We start from the raw sequence: 17301 nt of genomic DNA, 5'->3' as shown, positions 1-17301 counted from the left end.
CAGAATTGAAAACGCAATGGAAGCAAGGTCTTTCATTGTGTTTTTTTGTTTTAGCCTTAATATACCTGGATTCTTGCCGTCGGGAATTTGCAACAATTTTAGCGTCCATTGCGTATTCAGTTGCATCCATTGCGTTGAATATTTTGGAGTTAAAATAAATTTTCGAACCCGTATACCAACAACATATGTTAGAAGTTTTATAGATATCTTTTTCAGGCGTTTAAACCTTTTGCCCTCGGGAAGTGTCAGATAATTGTTAAACCAATAATAAAACATCAGCATGAAAAACATAGTGAAGTTGACAAAATCCGCCTTGGTGGTGGTAGTGGCGGGAATTCTGTTTATGGCGTGCAGCCAGGCTCTTCAGGTGAGTTATGATCATGATTCATCAGTTAATCTTAAGCAGTTCAAAACATTTAAAGTAGAGTCGGAGCGTACCATGGAAGAAGATCCGTTACTGGGTAGTGAACTCAACAGGAGAAGACTTGGTGACGCAGTGGTGGAAGTTATGAAAGGAAAAGGTTATACACTTGACCAGAACAATCCTGAGATTATTGTTCGTTTTATGACAGACGTGAAAGATCGTCAGCAGGTTCGTTCCAATAACATGTACTCGCCTTATATGTGGTGGTATGGTGGTGGCAACAACATCTCTACTTACAACTATCAGGAAAGTCGTTTCATCCTTAACATCTATCAAAAAAGTAGTGAAAAGATGATCTGGCAGGGATGGGCATCAGGAAAGGTTAAAGCACCAACCAAAAAAGATGATAGGGAAACGATGGTCAAAAATACGATGGCCGACATCCTGAGAACTTTCCCTGAAGCTACGCAGGATACCTACACTAGAAAGTAAAATTTAGATAAGCAAAATGGAGGTGATGGAAACATTGCCTCTTTTTTTATGCTGCAATTTAATGATGCCGGGAGAAAGGATTTTGAATTAGCACATCGAAAGCGAGATAAGAAACAGGCTCAAAATGGCTTCCAGGTTTAAATTGTTCCATTACACCAAGGTCAACAACAATGTCCTGTTCCTGAAAAAAATGACGGAAGTAGACGGAAAAGCGGTCTTCTGTGAAATGGTAGTTCGACCATTGATGATCCCGGGCCGAAGGGGTATTGATCGTGTATTCGTCCACGGCGCTGAGGAACTCGTTGGCACCGATAATAAAGTTGGATTTTTTCTGATTAAGCGGAAGGCTGGCTTGCGCTTTTAGTCTGAGCCTGAGTTCAAATGGAGTTGATGAAGGTTTCCAGCCCGGCGAATAAAACGTTCTGAATTCTGGCCGGAATGAGTAATTCATAGCAAGTTTGCCGAGTTGCTGCTTGTAATATACACGGGCATAGTATCTCAATTCCCATCTGTATGCCTGATCCTGAGCATCGTAAGGAGGTTCTTCGTTGTATTTATTTTGATAACGAATACTGCTGCAAATAGATGCCTGCCATTGCGAACTGAATTTGTACTGAAATTCATGATTGTAAACGGCAATACTTTGTTTTTGTAACGGATGCCAATTATCCGGATCACTCATTCTTGCTCCGCCAAGATAAGCGGTCAGCGTCCACTTTGGATTCAATTGCTGACTAAATCCCACGGCTCCCCAGGTTGCAATTTGGGTGTCGTCCAGTCCGGGTGGAGATATTTGTGAAAAAGCTGTGAATGAAAAAAGACAGATTACGGCAATAGAAAAAAGCTTCATGCAAAATGATGTCAGGTACATTATTTTAAAACATACCTGACATCAAAAAGTTGTTCCTGAAAACGCATTTTAACCGTAAATTAATCTTATCAGGCTACTAAACCCGAATTACGCATTAGCTCATGGTCCGAAATATCATTTTGCGTAATCCGGGTTAAAGAGCCTTTTGGATCGTTGTGTCAAGAGTCTTGTTGTTTGGAAATTCCTGAGGGATCCACCGATCCACAATTTTTCCCTGTGCATCCAGCACCAAAAAAGGATAGCGGATGTCAATTGCATATTTGTCTTTGAGCAGATCAACATTTTCGTCTGAGGCCCATAAATGTTTGGTGTCTGCACGTTCGGTAGCATATTGTTTCCACATATGTAAAGGTACTCCCGAGGTTACCAGTACGTATGCAAATGTAACTTTGCCTTTATATTTTTCTTCCAAAGCTTTTAACGCAGGCTCATGCTGACCAATGCTGAATGCGAATACCATGCAAACCGGTTTCCCTTTTAACTGACTCACGGCAAAAGCAGTGCTGTCTTTATCCAAAAGCGTTATCTCAGGTGAAGCAGCTCCGGGTTGCAACGATTCTTTGGTTGTGATCAGTTTGGCGATGTACGTACCATACTCCGAATTGGGGAAAGTGGTATTATAATCCGTCAGAAGTGCTTTGGCAGTTTCAACGCCCGGTATCGCTGTTGCAGCATAATTGAGCCAGTATGTAAGCAAATATTCCTTTTGTTTCGGATTGTTCTGCAACTTTTCTTTGCTGAAAGCATATACATCTTTCAACGCCTCTGGACTTATTTCATAATTTGTAGCTGCCGTCAGCGGGAATTTTCTTGTAGACGGAATGAGTGACCAGTTACGAAGTTCGTCACGGTATGACTGGCTCAGCAAGGCATCATCAGGCAAAATTTTGAATTCGTTCAGCGTCAAATCTTCCAGTTCTTTCCGCTGAGCAGGATCCAGGGTTGTAACCCGGTTTCTCCGCATGATCTTTTCCTGAATCAATCTTCTGATTACGGCCGGTTCGGTTTCAGTGGTAGCGGTAATGTATGCATCAAAAGCGGGAATGGCCGGATTAGCAGCTTTGAATTTCTGAAAAGCATCCTGGCGAATCTGTTTCAGACTGTCGCTCTGCTGTACCACACTCTTGTTTTCGATTTGTGCAGGTTTGTAGCCGAATACCGGCAAATATTGATATTGGTTTTCAAGAAAGTGGTTTTGCAGGAAAGTCTGATATGCTGCATTTTTTCCTGTAAAAGTTACTTCTGCCGTACCCGGAAAGGTGGCAATCAGGTCGTCGCCAGGCTGTAAAAAAAGCATTCTGTTTTTGCTTACACCACCGCCGCTGTATTGCAATCGCATCATTTTAGGTTCGTTGAGCTGAACTTCTACTTTTTCAGTAAGGGTTTCCATCAGATTGACCGATGCAATTGTTTCCAGCTTTGCATCTGCAAGTCCAATGCCCAGATTGGGGTGGAAATGAACATCTTCCAGGATGAGTGTTACGGTCGCCTGAAAATTTTTGGGTGTGGTGATGGTTATGCTTGCGTTCTTCTGCGCAAATGAATGCAAACTAACAAGGCACAGAAGCAGTATACTTATCTTTTTCATTGATTTCGCAGTTGGTAATAATGGAATGAATCTATTCTGGTGTAAAAAGTGTGCCAATATACGTAACTATGTCATTTAGCAGGAGGATACTGAATAGCAGCCGTGCAGTTTGGTGTTATACAGATTCTAAATACGTCTGAAGTAAGTGATTTGTCTCACATTTTTCAGTTGGATTACCTTTCGTTCAAGTAATTTAGCTATCCAATTTTCTGAGTTTCCGGATGAACCGCATATCCCAATTTCAATTCAATAGTTTTCAATCCCAATTTGAAGGCGAACTTTATTTTGACGACTCCACTTTACATTCCGCGCAAAAGGCAATTTATGCCACTGATGCATCTGTATATCAGGAAATGCCGATGGCAGTTGCATTGCCAAGAACAGTGGATGCAATTAAAAAGCTCATTCAATTTGCCAATGAACAAAAGCTGACCCTTATACCGAGAGCAGCAGGAACGTCTCTGGCAGGGCAGGTAGTAGGAAACGGTATTGTGGTGGATATTTCCAAACACTTTGGAGCCATTCTGGAAGTGAATAAAGAGGAGAAATGGGTACGTGTCCAACCAGGTGTAATACGTGATGATCTTAACAAACATCTTGCTCAGTACGGGCTGCTTTTTGGTCCGGAAACTTCTACGGCAAGCCGGGCTATGATTGGTGGCATGATCGGGAATAATTCCTGCGGACTGCATTCCATTACCTGGGGTAGTACTCGTGACCATTTGCTGGAAGTGAAAGCGTTACTATCTGACGGATCGGAAACTACTTTTAAAAATCAGACGACAACGGAATACATTCAGCGGGTTTCAGGGAAGCAAATTGAAAGCAAAAGGGAACAGGCGATTCTGGCCGGGATGTGGGGTATGTTGTCCAATCCGGTAGATAAGGAATTGATAAGAAAGCAATTTGCCAAACCGACTGTCACACGCCGAAACTCAGGTTATGCGCTTGACGCATTGGTAGATGGTTATGAAAAAGATCAGGTCAATCTTTGTAATCTGATTGCAGGTTCGGAAGGAACATTGTGTTTTGTAACTGAGGCCAAAATCGCACTCGTCGATGTGATGCCCATCTACGTAGGTGTAGTGTGTGTGCATGCCAATTCCCTCGCCGAGTCGTTGCATGCGAATCGTGTTGCAATGAAACACCAGCCGAAAGCCTCCGAGCTGGTTGATCGCTATATCATGGATTTTACAAAAAACCATAAAGTATATTCTCAGAATCGGTTTTTCATTGAAGGTGATCCGGCCGCATTGCTGATGGTTGAATTCTGGGGCAATACAATGGAAGAAGTTCAGGCACAATCAGATCCACTTGTAGCAGAATTGAAGCAAGCCGGACTTGGTTATGCATATCCTGTTTTGTTTGGAGATGAAGCCAACAAGGCTTGGGAAATTAGAAAAGCAGGTTTGGGACTAATCCGAAATCTACCGGGAGATACGCAGCCGGTAAATTTAATTGAAGATTGTGCCGTGGCAGTAGAAGATTTGCCGGAATATATAGCAGACCTTGAATTGTTGCTAGCGGAGCATCAATTACACGCATCATATTATGCGCATGCCGGTGCGGGAGAGCTGCATGTTGAACCGATGATAAATCTCAAAACAAGTGAGGGTAAACAAAAATTCAGGGATGTACTTGCTGATACGGCCAAACTTGTAAAAAAATACAACGGGGCACTTTCCGGAGAACATGGCGATGGTCGTCTTCGGGGAGAATTTATTCCGTATATGATGGGAGAGGAGGTGTATGAGATGTTCAGACAGGTGAAAAAGATATGGGATCCCAATGGTATTTTCAATGCCAATAAAATTGTGGATACGCCTCCAATGAATGAATTTCTGCGTTACGGGCAAGATCAACCCGCTACTGTTTTACCCACAACCTTTGATTTTTCACGGCAGGAAAGCATGCTTCGGATGGCCGAAAAGTGCAGCGGTTCTGGCGATTGCAGAAAAACCGAGTTGACCGGCGGAACGATGTGCCCAAGTTATATGGCTACCCGCAGCGAACGGGATACAACCCGCGCTCGTGCAAATATGCTCAGGAGATATCTGACACCGGATACCAGCAAAAACACGTCTCAGGAAATGGTAAAGGAAGTTCTGGATCTGTGCCTCTCTTGTAAAGGCTGTAAATCGGAGTGCCCTTCCAGCGTGGATGTGGGTAAAATGAAGGCTGAGTTTACCCAACAATATTATGAAACGCACGGTATTCCCATGCGTAGTAAACTGATCGCCAATTTTTCAAAACAAATGAAACTGGCTTCTATTGCACCCTGGGCATTCAACGGTGTGTTCGGAAATACCGCATTAAGGAAAGTTGCCAATAAAATGGTGGGTTTTCATCCTGATCGCTCTATGCCGCATTTGGACAGCACAACCTTTAAAAGCTGGTACAATAAGCGGAAACGTACCCAGAGCTTAACTCCACATACCCAAAACCGAAGGGTTTACATTTTCTGTGATGAGTTCACCAACTACAATGATGCGCAGGTTGGGCAAAAGGCGGTGTTGTTGTTGGAAAAACTAGGTTATGAAGTCATTATTCCTGAGCACACAGAATCGGGGCGCTCCTATTTGTCAAAGGGGTTTGTGAAAGAAGCCCAGAAACTGGCAATCCAAAATGTTGATTTGCTGAAAGATTTGATCACTTATGATGCACCGTTGGTAGGTATAGAGCCCTCCGCAATCCTTTCATTTCGGGATGAATACATTGATCTCGTTCCTGAAAATATGTGTGATGCAGCAGTTAAAATTTCAGAAAATGCCCTGCTTTTTGAAGAGTTTATCGCAAGGGAAATTGATGCCAAAAGAATCAATAAAAGTGTATTCTCAACTGAAAAACGGTTGATTAAACTGCACGGGCATTGTCACCAAAAGGCCTTATCCACGATGAGTGCTTCGAAAAAGGCGCTTTCATTGCCGGAGAATTATCATGTTCAGCTGATTCCATCCGGATGTTGCGGAATGGCCGGTTCATTCGGGTATGAGGAGGAGCATTACGAGGTTTCTATGAAAATAGGGGAGTTGGTGTTATTCCCGACGGTACGGCAACAGCCGGAAGAAGTGATTATTGCTGCTCCCGGAACCAGCTGTCGCCACCAGATCAAAGACGGTACAGGACGCGTAGCAAAGCATCCTGTTGAGATTTTGTGGGAAGCTGTGAAAGAGTGAGTTATTAAATAATTTAGAGATTTTATCTTAGTTCATATTCTGCGATTAATGCGTCAGCAGGTATATGGAGTAATTTACTGAACTTACGAACCATTGTAAGGGAGAGAGCTTGTTTATAATTCAAAACTTTGCTTACTGTACCTTTATCACCGTACTCGTTTGCCAGGTCAACAGATTTGTAACCAAAATCTTCCATTCTGATTTTGATTAATTCTATCGGATCAACCTCGGGTAGGTCGCTCGTTTTTTGTTCATAGTCAGCAATGAGATGAGCTAATAACATCTTCTCTTTATGCTCATTTGAATTATGAAGGGCATATTTGATTTCCTGATAGCGGGCAAGTGCATTTTCGTACTCTTGGTCGGTCTCAATTAAAAACCACTCTGATTTTATCTTTTTCATAAATGTAATGGAAAGGTGTTCATATAGTTGAGGCATCAACACGATCATACTCACTGTGTGTTCCTATAAATCTCACTTCCACTATTGCATCCTGATAGTCTATTTCAACAATCAACCGATATTTATTACCAACTATCTTGAATCTGGCTCTGTTACCTGGAATTACAGACGCCTGAGGAAAATCTTCCAAAACGTCGGATCCTTTCTTCCAACTAGCGCTTTTGACAACTGTTTTCCAACTTTGTAAGCTTTTTCCAGAGTCGGAATGCTTCTTTGCAAATTGATCTAGTTTGCGAGCCTGAATAATGATCATCTCGTAAATGATTTAATTACTGGTGATTTCGAGCTTGTAATCGTTTAACTGACTTTCAGTTTCATTTAAAAATCACATTACAGTAACACCAAACAAATGTCTTCAATAGTTGGTGTTTTACCAACTATTGAAGACATTTTTATTTTCTAACTTGCGAGAAGTGCAATCTTTAAGAATTTATATTATTGTCGGCTAATCACAAAGTTTCTACTTCGTTCCCCGCACACTTTGCATGATCGTATCTGCTTTTACTACACCAATGGTGTCAGAAGCAACCGTGTCTGAGGCTGGCGCATTGGTTTCTGATGGTGTTTCAGATTCTGTGAAGTTTTCGTCGTGATTAAAAAAACCTCCCCAAAATGCAATGATCATCAAAACAATACCTACGCCCAAAATCCATTTCCAAACATTTTTGGTGTTCTTGGTAGCTCTGGCTTCTTTATCTGTTTCTTGCCTGTTCATGACGTTACTGATTTAGTTTGCATAACACAGCTACCATTTTTGTACCAATCCGGTTTTCTGCGTATACAGGATATTTTTGTGAAATTCTGTTGATAAAATTACCCTACGCGAAGTATTTGAAAAGAATCATACTAAAACAACTTGGATTGAAGTTACTTTATGGAAAAATTGTCATCAGGAAGAGCCAAGGCTTTTGTCCAAACTAAAAAATAAGTTTACCATTTATGAAATTTCGCCGTTACCACATATTTCTATTTGTTTTATCTGCATTGTCCATATCTAAAAGTTTTGCACAGAATGATAAAAGGAGCTTTTTATCTGTAACGGCAGGGTACAGTCTGCCGGTTGGAGAATTGGCTCGTGAAAAACTCGATGACCCCTTCGCCGGGCTTACTGGTTCAGGATATTACGGACAGGCCAGTTACGATTTTAGGGTTACACGCTGGCTTGGTTTGAAGCTTTCGGGAAGTATGAATCTCAACAAAACAAAGCCAGAACCAATTATAGAACGTGCAAATGAATCGGTAGAGCAGATTAAACCGTTGATCAATGAAACCAGCAATCACAGTTGGCAATCCAACGTTTCGAAATGGAAATTTAATGCTGTGATGTTGGGGCCGGCTTTGTATCTGAATTTTAATAAGGTACAGTTTGAGGCTCATGTTCAGGGTGGATACGTACAAGTTACTTCCCCAACGGTTGACATGACCGGGGCTTTTGAGTCCGGACAAAACAACATTACAGTTAGATTATCGCCGGCCTCCACAAAAGATTTTGGTGTCGGAGCAGGAGCAAGCCTCAGAATACCGATGGGCAATACATTGTATTTTCATGTTTCCGGAGATTTTCTGGCAACCGAGGCGGAGTTGAAAGATGTTGCAATCGCAGTCAATGTGGGCAACTATCCTCAATTTGCTGTACCGATCAATGAAAAACGTTTTGTCGGCGTAGCCAATGTTGGAGTCGGTTTTGGAATTATGTTCTAAAAATATAGCCATTCATTTGGTGTTTAAAAGCGGATCAGTTGTACACTGAATCCGCTTCATTTATTTAAAGTGGCCTGTTTAGTTTTGATTCTCCATCTCTTTCAAATGACTATCTGCTTATAATTTCATAGGAAAAACCTTGTCATAAGCTATCAACTGATAGTTTTAGTTGAACATTGCATTTCAGCTGCGTTATGAAGGTAGCGGCGAATGAATTGTTATATTTGCAGAAAATATTTAAGCAAAGTGGCTGTTAGCCATTTATTTCTCAATCTGCGATAATTCGAATATAGCTTTAAATGAAGGTTCTCAAATTTGGCGGCACATCTGTCGGTACTGTTGACAGTATAAAAACGGTCATCGATATTCTTGAAAATAATCTTGCAAATGGCGAACAGGTAGCCGTAGTTTTTTCAGCAATGGGAGGCGTAACCAACCGCCTGATCGAGATTGGGAAGATGGCTGCTGCCGGGAATGCCGAATATATAGAATTCCTTAAAGTAGTTGAAGAACGTCATTTTGCGGTGGTTCGCGGGATGATCAACGTGAAACATCAGAGCAGTACATTCGCTGCCGTTCGCGGACTTTTTAATGAACTGGGAGATATTCTCAGGGGAGTTTCCTGGATCAGGGAATTGTCAGAACGGACGCTGGATCTGATCATGAGTTTTGGAGAAAGGCTATCTACGCTGGTTATTTCAGAGATTTTGAAAAGTCGCGGTGTTTCTGCTGAATTCTGCGATGCGCGTAACATCATTCACACCAATGCCACCTACGGCATGGGCGATGTGGATTTTGAAATAACCAACAAACAAATTCTGGAATACTTTGCCAAAACCACTGCTCTGCAATGTGTAACAGGTTTCATTGCGTCTACCGGAGACAGTATTACTACAACACTCGGAAGGGGTGGATCTGACTACACGGCATCTATTATAGCTGCTGCTTTGGATGCCAGTGTGATAGAAATATGGACTGATGTGGATGGCATGATGACCGCAGACCCGAGAAAGGTGGCAAATGCTTTCACAATTCCTTCTATTTCCTACGCTGAGGCAATGGAATTGTCGCACTTTGGAGCCAAGGTAATTTATCCACCTAGTCTGCAACCTGCATTTGCTAAAAATATTACATTAAAAGTTCTCAATACCTTTAATACAGACTTTATTGGCACATTTGTACAAAAAGCTGCTGATAAAAAAGACTATCCAATTACAGGGATTTCGTCGATAGATGAAATTGCATTGGTTAATATCCAGGGAAGCGGGATGATTGGCGTTGCTGGTATTTCCGGTCGGCTTTTTACGGCTTTGTCGGTGAACGATATCAGTGTAATCCTGATCTCTCAGGCATCTTCCGAGCATTCCATATGTTTTTCTATTGATCCGAAAAATGCTCTGAAAGCACGTGAAGTGCTTGAAAAAGAATTTTCTCATGAAATTTCAGTAGGTCATATAGATGGTATTTCCATCGAAAAAAATCTTTCCATCATTGCCATTGTCGGTGAGGGAATGAAAAAAAGCACCGGGGTATCTGGTAAACTTTTCTCTGTTTTAGGTAAAAACGGTATAAACGTTGTCGCTACGGCACAAGGGTCATCGGAGCTAAATATCTCTGTGGTGATCTCGAAAAGCGATTTGTCCAAGGCGTTGAACTCCATTCACGGTGTATTCTTCCAGTCAGAAACCCGCTCGTTGAACCTTTTCATTGTAGGGGTAGGTCTTATTGGTGGAACACTTCTTGAACAGATTCAAAATCAGACTCAATATTTGCGTGAAGAAAAACTGCTGAACCTGAATATTGCCGGACTTTCGAATACCAAAAAAATGCTTCTGGATCCGGATGGTATCGGTTCCGAGCATTGGAAAGAGCGAATTAGCGAGGAAGGTGTAAAAACCAGTTTGCCTGCTTTTGTACAGCGCATGATCGAGCTTAACCTGCCGAATAGTGTTTTTGTAGATTGTACCTCCGATAAGGATATTGTACAATATTATAACATGCTTCTAGATGCCAGTATTTCAGTAGTTACGCCTAACAAAGTGGCAAACTCAGGCACATATGCTGAATACATCGCTTTACAGCGCACGGCTCTGAAACGCGGCGTTAAATTTTTATACGAAACCAATGTAGGAGCTGGTTTGCCGATTATCAATACCATTCAGGGATTGATGGCAAGCGGTGACAAGTTTTTAAAAATCGAGGCAATTCTTTCCGGAACGCTTTCATTTATATTCAATTCTTTCGGGCCGGGCATTCGATTTGTGGATGTGGTGAAAGAAGCAAAAGCAAAAGGTTTTACCGAACCTGATCCAAGAGATGATTTGAGCGGTGCTGACGTGGCCCGGAAAATTCTTATTCTGGCAAGAGAAGTCGGCGTTCCTTTGGAAGCTGCTGACGTTCATGTGGCTCAGCTATTGCCACCCAACTGCCTGGCTGCGCCCACAGTCGAGGATTTCTTCCAGGAGCTGATTGTTTCAGATGGTTATTTTGGAACACTGCAATCGGAAGCCGAAGCGAAAGGTGAAAAATTGAGATACATTGCCACGCTCGAAAACGGAAAAGCAACTGTGGAACTGAGGACCGTGGATGCGGCACATCCTTTCTACACCTTGTCGGGAAGTGATAATATTGTGTCGTTCACTACGGAAAGATATAAGGACCGCCCGTTGGTGATCAAAGGTCCGGGTGCCGGAGCTGAGGTAACAGCCTCTGGTGTCTTTGCGGACATTATGAGTATCAGTAGCTATTTGGGGTAGTTTGATAAGGTTGAAATTCGTTGCGGTCTTTGCGTAATCTTTGATGCTTTGCGTGAAACCTTGAAATCTTAATTTCAGTGTATTAACTAGTTTACAGTGAACTATATAAAAGCTTTTGCACCTGCTACGGTGGCCAATGTAGCCTGCGGGTTTGATATTTTTGGTTTTGCAATTCAGGAACCTGGTGATACGGTTGAGATACGTCGTAGAGATGAACCTGGCATCGTTATAAAAAACATCACCGGAGACGAAGGAAGATTACCTCGGGCTGCTGAAAAAAATGCGGTTACGGTGGTGATGCTTCATCTGTTGAAACATCTGGGCATTACAGATTTTGGCTGCGAGGTAACATTACACAAAAATATGCCGCTAGGCAGTGGAATGGGATCCAGTGCTGCAAGTGCGGTAGCAGGAGTAGTGGCGATGAACGAGCTTCTTGGCAATCCTTTGACTCGTGAAGAATTACTTCGCTTTGCCATGGAAGGCGAACGCATTGCGTCAGGTTCCGCACATGCCGATAATGTTGGTCCGTCTCTTTTGGGTGGTTTTGTGGTGATTAGAAGTTACACACCACTGGATATTTTTTCAATTCCGGTGCCGGAAGATCTGTATTGCACCTTGGTTCATCCTGATATTGAAATCAATACAAAAGACGCCCGGTACATTCTTCGTAACGAGGTGTCTCTGAAAAATACGATTGCTCAAATGGGGAACGTAGCCGGATTGGTAGCTGGTCTGATGAAATCGGATTATGACCTGATCAGCCGCTCCATGGTCGATGTGATCATTGAGCCTGTAAGGTCTATTCTTATCCCGGAATTTAATGAGGTAAAAAAGGCGGCGATTGACAATGGAGCATTAGGATGTAGCATTTCGGGAGCTGGTCCGTCCATGTTTGCGCTTTCAAAAGGAATGGATAATGCCAGGAAAGCAGGTGAAGCAATGAAGCAAACTTTCGCGAATGCAGGGATAGATTCCACCATGCATTTGTCGGGAATAAATCAGGGTGGAGCGATTGTGCTGGAAAGAAACTAATATCGAAAAATCACTTTTTTGAGCTTCCTGTGAACTTTCTTAAATGTTAAGGACGTTTATATTTTGCAATCATAAAACAATACATTGATTATGGTAACTGTAAGCGAAACAGCCAAAAATAAAATTGTAGAATTACGTAACGCAGAAGGCCATCAGGACGATTATCAGATCCGCGTTGGTGTTCTGGGCGGCGGGTGTTCAGGTCTTACCTATAATCTTGAATTTAATTCAGCCACACAACCGAATGATATGATTTTTGAAGACAAGGGTGTAAAGATCATTGTCGACAAAAAGAGCATTTTATATCTGGCCGGTACTATACTTGAATTTTCAGATGGTTTGAATGGCAAGGGTTTTCAGTTTGTGAATCCAAACGCTACCAGAACATGTGGCTGCGGTGAAAGTTTCGCCGTTTAACATATTTTAAAAATATTTATTTAATGAAACGCGCCGTGAAATTTCACGGCGCGTTTCATTAATAGGAATGAATCCGGTTAATTTGTGCCCGCTAATCAACGTTAGTGGATCAATTCGTAAAATGTTTTTGCACTATACGCAATTCTCAATTATTTGAAATTAATGAAACCAACACTTTTAATTCTGGCAGCCGGTATTGGCAGTCGTTACGGAGGTATCAAACAACTTGATCAGTTTGGCCCAAATGGAGAAACCATTATCGATTATTCTTTATATGATGCAATAAGAAGCGGTTTTGGAAAGGTAGTTTTCATCGTGCGTGAAGAAATACTTGAAAGCTCGAAAGCGCTTTTTTCTCCAAAACTGGAAGGTAAGATCGACTTCGATTTTGCAATTCAAGGCGTACAATCCTATGTTCCGGAAGATTTGGGTAAGGTGGATCGTGTAAAACCATGGGGAACCGGGCATGCGACTTTGTGCGCATGGGAGCAGACGGACACGCCATTCGCTGTGATCAATGCAGATGATTTCTATGGTCGCGAGGCTTTCGAAACCATGGCAAATTTTCTTCAAAATGACACAAATGATAATCAGCATGCCATGATTGGCTACGAGCTGAAACGTACACTTTCGGAAAACGGTACGGTATCAAGAGGTGTGTGTATAGAGAGAGCCGATCAGAATCTTGAATCTGTAATTGAACGTACCAAGATTTTTGAAAAAGATGGTAAAATCTATTTCGAGGAAAACGAAGAGCTGACAGAACTTGCGCCGGAAACACCCGTTTCTATGAACTTCTGGGGTTTTAAACCTTCTATGTTTCCGATTACCAAGGATCTTTTTGAAATATATGCAAGAGAGAATTTGAACACACCTAAGGCTGAGTTCTACATTCCTACGGTCATGACACATATCATCAAAAATGGTCTGGGCGACTGCCGTGTATTCAGGAGTAAATCCGACTGGTTTGGCGTTACTTATCCGGAGGACAAACCGACTGTACAAGCTGCATTGACGCCTTTACACGAAAATGGTGTTTATCCTGCCAAGCTTTGGGAGTAGTTTAAAGTGCTTATAAGCAAAACTTAGTTGAGTTAAAAAGGGAGAATCGGGTGCTGAATCCGGTTCTCCCTTTTACTTCCTGCTTTTTAACAAATTTTACTTCTTCAAAAGCGCTTCCATCATTCTCTCCGCCAGAAACTTGTTTCCTTCATCCGTCAGGTGAACACGATCAGAAGTCAAAACACCTTTTTCTTTATTTTCAGGATTGTTTTTAAGCAGGTAATCACCAAAGTATTTTCTCAAATCACAAAGTTCTACACTGTTTTTAGCTGCTATATCTCTGATCAGCTTTGAATAGTAATTCAAATCACCATCCTGAGCGTTGGAGTTGTCATTTCTTTCACCGATCACCGTAGGCGTACAAATGATTACCCGAATGTTTTGTGCTTTCATTTTTTTGATCAGTGCATCGTAGAACTTCACATATTTGTCGGCATCGGTACCGGTTCCATGAGAAGTTTTATGCCAAACATCGTTGATTCCCACATAAATAAATACCACGTCAGGCTTTTTGGAAAGAACATCATCTTCCAGACGAAGGTATAAATCATATATTTTGTTGCCGCCAATACCGGCACCACTTAACTCATATTGACCTGACTGACCTTTTGCTTTCAGCGTTTCCGTCATTTGGGTGATGTAGCCAGTCGGACCCACACCTGCTTGCGTTATGGAGTCACCAAAGAAAATAACCTTTAATGGTTTATCCTGACGCATGGCTAACAATGGCACAGCAATAAGGGCAATTTGAAGTAGCTTGTAAAAGCGTTGCATAATGTAATTGTGAGTTTAGTTTTTGAGAAAAGACGTGTTGGTTGAAAAGTTACCCTGAGGTTTAACGATGAATTCGCAACGATCTACTGCTTAGAAGGCAGTTGCTCTATGCGTTCAGATGATCCGGATTTTGTTAACATCAAAGTGATACGGAATGGTAAATGAACAACCCGGTTGTACAACTGATGCCTGACTTAGTGGCAATTCAAATCGATGTATCTTATGGTTGACTAATGCGTGAACGAGTAAATGATCTTGCATAGGCTCAGTAGAAATTACTTCGCCATAAATTGCAATATCATTTGAATCAGCTTGTTTAGACATGTAAACTTCCGAGGGCGTTCCGCGGCTGACAATTTTGCCATTATCAAAAACAGCAACCTGATCTGCCATCCGAAAAATCTCGGCGAGGTCGTGTGTTACAATAATCATTGTGAACCCGAATTCCCGGTGGAACTTCAACAGCAAATCTTGCAAATTTCCGCGCATGGAATGATCGAGCGCGGACAACGGTTCGTCCAAAAGCAAAAGATCCGGCTTGCGGACTAATGCTCTCGCCAGGGCAACACGCTGCTGCTGACCACCAGACAGCTGATGTGGTTTCCGGTCAGCCAATTGTTGAAGATCTACTGCTTTCAGCAAATCATTTACTATTTGGTTGTCTTCCCCTTTTTCCAGTGCAAAAAGTAAATTCTGCTTCACTGTAAGGTGCGGAAAGAGCGCATAATCCTGAAATACAAATCCGATATTTCTTTGTTGGACAGGAACATTAATTCTTGCTTTGTTATCAAACCAAACAATATCAGCGTGTTCAATGTATCCGGATTGAGGTTGTGCCAATCCTGCGAGTTGTCGTAGAAAAGTCGTTTTTCCCGAGCCCGATTGTCCGGTTACAGCCAGTATGCTACCAACGGGTACAGACAAGTCGATTTCCATCGGCAAGATTCCGCTGGCTGTATTAAGCGTATGGCTAATGTTTATATCAAGCAGTTTGTCGGACACGCAGCAGACGGTTGTTAATGGAGTAGACGATCAGGAGAATAATAAACGTGATGATAAAAAGCACCAAAGCATACTGATTTGCAAGATCATAATTCAGGGCTTCTACCTCGTTGTATATCGCCACAGAAGCTACTTTGGTAACGCCCGGTATGTTTCCTCCGATCATCAGCACAACACCAAACTCGCCGACAGTGTGCGCGAAAGTGAGTACAAAAGCGGTGAGTATTGCCGGTTTGCAGTTTGGTAACAATATTTTATAAAAGGTCTCGAATTTGCCTTTGCCTAGTGTATAAGAAGCTTCTTGCAAAGATTTTGGCAATGATTGCATACCTGCCCGCAAAGGATACACCATAAAAGGCAGACTGTAAATAATCGAAGCAATGACCAGTCCGGGAAATGAGAAAACGAGGCGTAATCCAATCATTTTTTCTATCCAGGCACCAAACCAATAAGACGGGCTAAATGCGAGCAATAGGTAAAATCCGATCACCGAAGGCGGTAAAACGAGAGGCATTCCAATAATGGCTTCCACAATTCCCCTTGCTTTAAACCTGCCAAACGCCAGCCAATACGCCAATGGCAATGCAACCACCAACAAAATCAACGAGGTGATTGAGGCTAGTTTGAAAGTTAAAAGGAGCGGCTGCCAATCCATTTTTGGGAGGAAGAAGTTAAAGGAGTTAAGAATTAAGAATTAAGAATGAGGAGTTAAGAAATTAAAGTTCGACCGGGGTTGCTTGTGATAGTTCTGAATAAGGATAGCGATCAGGAATTAACCATTAATACTTAACAATTAACAATTGCTGCGAATTCTTCATTATCTATAACCATATTTCTTAAAAATTGCTTTTGCTTTGGGTGAAAACAGGAAATTGTAAAAAGCTTCGCTGGTTTTCTTTTTTGGCGAGTTTTCACTGTGCCGGAGTAAAATGGCGGCTTGTGCAATGGGTTTGTACAAGGACGAATCCACCACAACCCAATTTCCTTTTCCCTTCATTTCAGGAGAAAGTACGATAGACAAGGCATTGAAACCAGCTTCTACCGTGCCCGATGAAATGTATTGTGCCGTTTGTGCTATGCTTTCGCCATATACCAGTTTGTTTTTGATCAGCGCAAAGGACTGGTGATTTTCCAAAACCTGAATCGCAGCTTCTCCATATGGTGCCACGCGTGGATTAGGAATGGCAATTTTTTTTATTTTTTCAGTTGCTAAAATATCAGGATTCAGCTCAGTTGCCGGGATGTCTTTTGACCACATGACCAAAGTACCGTAAGCGTAAATCTTTGGTGCTTCTTCCGAGCCACCTTTTTCGAATATCTCCTGAGGATATTTGGTGTCAGCCGATACGAATACATCGAAAGGTGCGCCTTCGCGGATTTGTGTTGTGAGCTTACCTGAAGAACTTACCACAATTTCAATAGGCTTACCGGTTTCTTTTTCAAATTCCTTTTTTATATCCTGCATCACGTATTGCACATTGGCGGCAGTCGCAATGATAATCTTGTCGGATGGTTTGGAGCAACCAGTAACCAACAAGGAAAGGAATAGAATATAGCGTTGAAAGTTCATGTTGCTAATTTAAGAGATTAAAGGCAATTC

At 42.0% G+C, this 17301-nt stretch carries 16 protein-coding genes; 7 read left to right on the top strand and 9 right to left on the bottom strand.

Features of this window, described 5'->3' with window-relative positions; all coding sequences use genetic code 11:
* Window positions 1-280 precede the first annotated feature (280 nt).
* Window positions 281-856 carry a DUF4136 domain-containing protein gene (locus LZG71_RS15440; protein WP_233821814.1) on the top strand — a complete coding sequence of 192 codons (576 nt, stop codon included), beginning with the start codon at window positions 281-283 and terminating at the stop codon, window positions 854-856.
* A 58-nt stretch (window positions 857-914) separates the two neighbouring features.
* Here LZG71_RS15440 and LZG71_RS15435 read toward each other — a convergent pair whose 3' ends face one another.
* Together LZG71_RS15435 and LZG71_RS15430 are read right to left on the bottom strand one after the other, a co-directional pair.
* Window positions 915-1706 carry a DUF2490 domain-containing protein gene (locus LZG71_RS15435; protein ID WP_233821812.1) on the bottom strand — a complete coding sequence of 264 codons (792 nt, stop codon included), beginning with the start codon at window positions 1704-1706 and terminating at the stop codon, window positions 915-917.
* A gap of 154 nt (window positions 1707-1860) precedes the next feature.
* Window positions 1861-3315 (bottom strand): hypothetical protein, encoded by a 1455-nt coding sequence (locus tag LZG71_RS15430; protein WP_233821808.1) that lies wholly within the window; start codon window positions 3313-3315, stop codon window positions 1861-1863.
* A gap of 221 nt (window positions 3316-3536) precedes the next feature.
* Between LZG71_RS15430 and LZG71_RS15425 the strand changes: the two genes are divergently transcribed.
* Window positions 3537-6491: an FAD-binding and (Fe-S)-binding domain-containing protein gene (locus LZG71_RS15425; protein WP_233821806.1), complete on the top strand. Its 2955-nt coding sequence runs from the start codon at window positions 3537-3539 to the stop codon at window positions 6489-6491.
* Window positions 6492-6513: 22 nt separating this feature from the next.
* Here the strand turns inward: LZG71_RS15425 and LZG71_RS15420 are convergent, their stop codons facing one another.
* The 3 genes from LZG71_RS15420 to LZG71_RS15410 form a co-directional block, all read right to left on the bottom strand.
* Window positions 6514-6894, bottom strand: a complete 381-nt coding sequence (locus tag LZG71_RS15420) for a type II toxin-antitoxin system HigA family antitoxin (RefSeq protein ID WP_233821804.1) — start codon at window positions 6892-6894, stop codon at window positions 6514-6516.
* A gap of 19 nt (window positions 6895-6913) precedes the next feature.
* A complete protein-coding gene (locus LZG71_RS15415) occupies window positions 6914-7207 on the bottom strand; it encodes a type II toxin-antitoxin system HigB family toxin (RefSeq protein WP_233821802.1) in 294 nt (97 codons plus the stop codon).
* A 207-nt stretch (window positions 7208-7414) separates the two neighbouring features.
* Complete coding sequence (locus LZG71_RS15410) at window positions 7415-7669, bottom strand: YrdB family protein (RefSeq protein WP_233821795.1); 255 nt, start codon at window positions 7667-7669, stop codon at window positions 7415-7417.
* 224 nt (window positions 7670-7893) lie between these two features.
* Here LZG71_RS15410 and LZG71_RS15405 point away from each other — a divergent pair, with 224 nt between their 5' ends.
* The 5 genes from LZG71_RS15405 (at window position 7894) to LZG71_RS15385 (ending at window position 13925) form a co-directional block, all read left to right on the top strand.
* Window positions 7894-8655, top strand: coding sequence for a hypothetical protein (locus LZG71_RS15405; RefSeq protein ID WP_233821793.1), 762 nt, complete (start codon window positions 7894-7896; stop codon window positions 8653-8655).
* Between the two features lie 299 nt (window positions 8656-8954).
* Window positions 8955-11411: a bifunctional aspartate kinase/homoserine dehydrogenase I gene (gene thrA, locus LZG71_RS15400; protein WP_233821791.1), complete on the top strand. Its 2457-nt coding sequence runs from the start codon at window positions 8955-8957 to the stop codon at window positions 11409-11411.
* A gap of 96 nt (window positions 11412-11507) precedes the next feature.
* Complete coding sequence (locus LZG71_RS15395) at window positions 11508-12446, top strand: homoserine kinase (protein WP_233821789.1); 939 nt, start codon at window positions 11508-11510, stop codon at window positions 12444-12446.
* A 90-nt stretch (window positions 12447-12536) separates the two neighbouring features.
* Complete coding sequence (locus LZG71_RS15390; protein WP_233821787.1) at window positions 12537-12863, top strand: iron-sulfur cluster assembly accessory protein; 327 nt, start codon at window positions 12537-12539, stop codon at window positions 12861-12863.
* Window positions 12864-13025: 162 nt separating this feature from the next.
* Complete coding sequence (locus LZG71_RS15385; RefSeq protein WP_233821785.1) at window positions 13026-13925, top strand: sugar phosphate nucleotidyltransferase; 900 nt, start codon at window positions 13026-13028, stop codon at window positions 13923-13925.
* Between the two features lie 96 nt (window positions 13926-14021).
* On the opposite strand, the gene LZG71_RS15380 is transcribed toward LZG71_RS15385, so the two are convergent.
* The 4 genes from LZG71_RS15380 to modA all read right to left on the bottom strand — a co-directional run bounded on the left by LZG71_RS15380 (window position 14022) and on the right by modA (window position 17271).
* Window positions 14022-14699, bottom strand: a complete 678-nt coding sequence (locus LZG71_RS15380; protein ID WP_233821783.1) for a GDSL-type esterase/lipase family protein — start codon at window positions 14697-14699, stop codon at window positions 14022-14024.
* Between the two features lie 114 nt (window positions 14700-14813).
* Entirely contained in the window at window positions 14814-15701 is an 888-nt protein-coding gene (locus LZG71_RS15375; protein ID WP_233821781.1) for an ABC transporter ATP-binding protein, read from the bottom strand.
* Window positions 15682-16356 (bottom strand): molybdate ABC transporter permease subunit, encoded by a 675-nt coding sequence (modB, locus tag LZG71_RS15370; protein ID WP_233821779.1) that lies wholly within the window; start codon window positions 16354-16356, stop codon window positions 15682-15684. The genes LZG71_RS15375 and modB overlap by 20 nt, the downstream gene beginning before the upstream one ends.
* A gap of 162 nt (window positions 16357-16518) precedes the next feature.
* On the bottom strand, window positions 16519-17271 hold the full coding sequence (gene modA / locus LZG71_RS15365; RefSeq protein WP_233821777.1) for a molybdate ABC transporter substrate-binding protein: 753 nt from the start codon (window positions 17269-17271) through the stop codon (window positions 16519-16521).
* Window positions 17272-17301 lie beyond the last annotated feature (30 nt).

Source organism: Dyadobacter sp. CY312, assembly GCF_021390535.1.
Lineage (GTDB): Bacteria > Bacteroidota > Bacteroidia > Cytophagales > Spirosomataceae > Dyadobacter.
This window is presented reverse-complemented; position numbering and strand designations above follow the sequence as displayed.

Coding starts and splice junctions, on each gene's coding strand:
- LZG71_RS15440 (WP_233821814.1), top strand. CDS start 281: ATGAAAAACATAGTGAAGTTGACAAAATCCGCCTTGGTGGTGGTAGTG.
- LZG71_RS15435 (WP_233821812.1), bottom strand. CDS start 1,706: ATGAAGCTTTTTTCTATTGCCGTAATCTGTCTTTTTTCATTCACAGCT.
- LZG71_RS15430 (WP_233821808.1), bottom strand. CDS start 3,315: ATGAAAAAGATAAGTATACTGCTTCTGTGCCTTGTTAGTTTGCATTCA.
- LZG71_RS15425 (WP_233821806.1), top strand. CDS start 3,537: ATGAACCGCATATCCCAATTTCAATTCAATAGTTTTCAATCCCAATTT.
- LZG71_RS15420 (WP_233821804.1), bottom strand. CDS start 6,894: ATGAAAAAGATAAAATCAGAGTGGTTTTTAATTGAGACCGACCAAGAG.
- LZG71_RS15415 (WP_233821802.1), bottom strand. CDS start 7,207: ATGATCATTATTCAGGCTCGCAAACTAGATCAATTTGCAAAGAAGCAT.
- LZG71_RS15410 (WP_233821795.1), bottom strand. CDS start 7,669: ATGAACAGGCAAGAAACAGATAAAGAAGCCAGAGCTACCAAGAACACC.
- LZG71_RS15405 (WP_233821793.1), top strand. CDS start 7,894: ATGAAATTTCGCCGTTACCACATATTTCTATTTGTTTTATCTGCATTG.
- thrA (WP_233821791.1), top strand. CDS start 8,955: ATGAAGGTTCTCAAATTTGGCGGCACATCTGTCGGTACTGTTGACAGT.
- LZG71_RS15390 (WP_233821787.1), top strand. CDS start 12,537: ATGGTAACTGTAAGCGAAACAGCCAAAAATAAAATTGTAGAATTACGT.
- LZG71_RS15385 (WP_233821785.1), top strand. CDS start 13,026: ATGAAACCAACACTTTTAATTCTGGCAGCCGGTATTGGCAGTCGTTAC.
- LZG71_RS15380 (WP_233821783.1), bottom strand. CDS start 14,699: ATGCAACGCTTTTACAAGCTACTTCAAATTGCCCTTATTGCTGTGCCA.
- modB (WP_233821779.1), bottom strand. CDS start 16,356: ATGGATTGGCAGCCGCTCCTTTTAACTTTCAAACTAGCCTCAATCACC.
- modA (WP_233821777.1), bottom strand. CDS start 17,271: ATGAACTTTCAACGCTATATTCTATTCCTTTCCTTGTTGGTTACTGGT.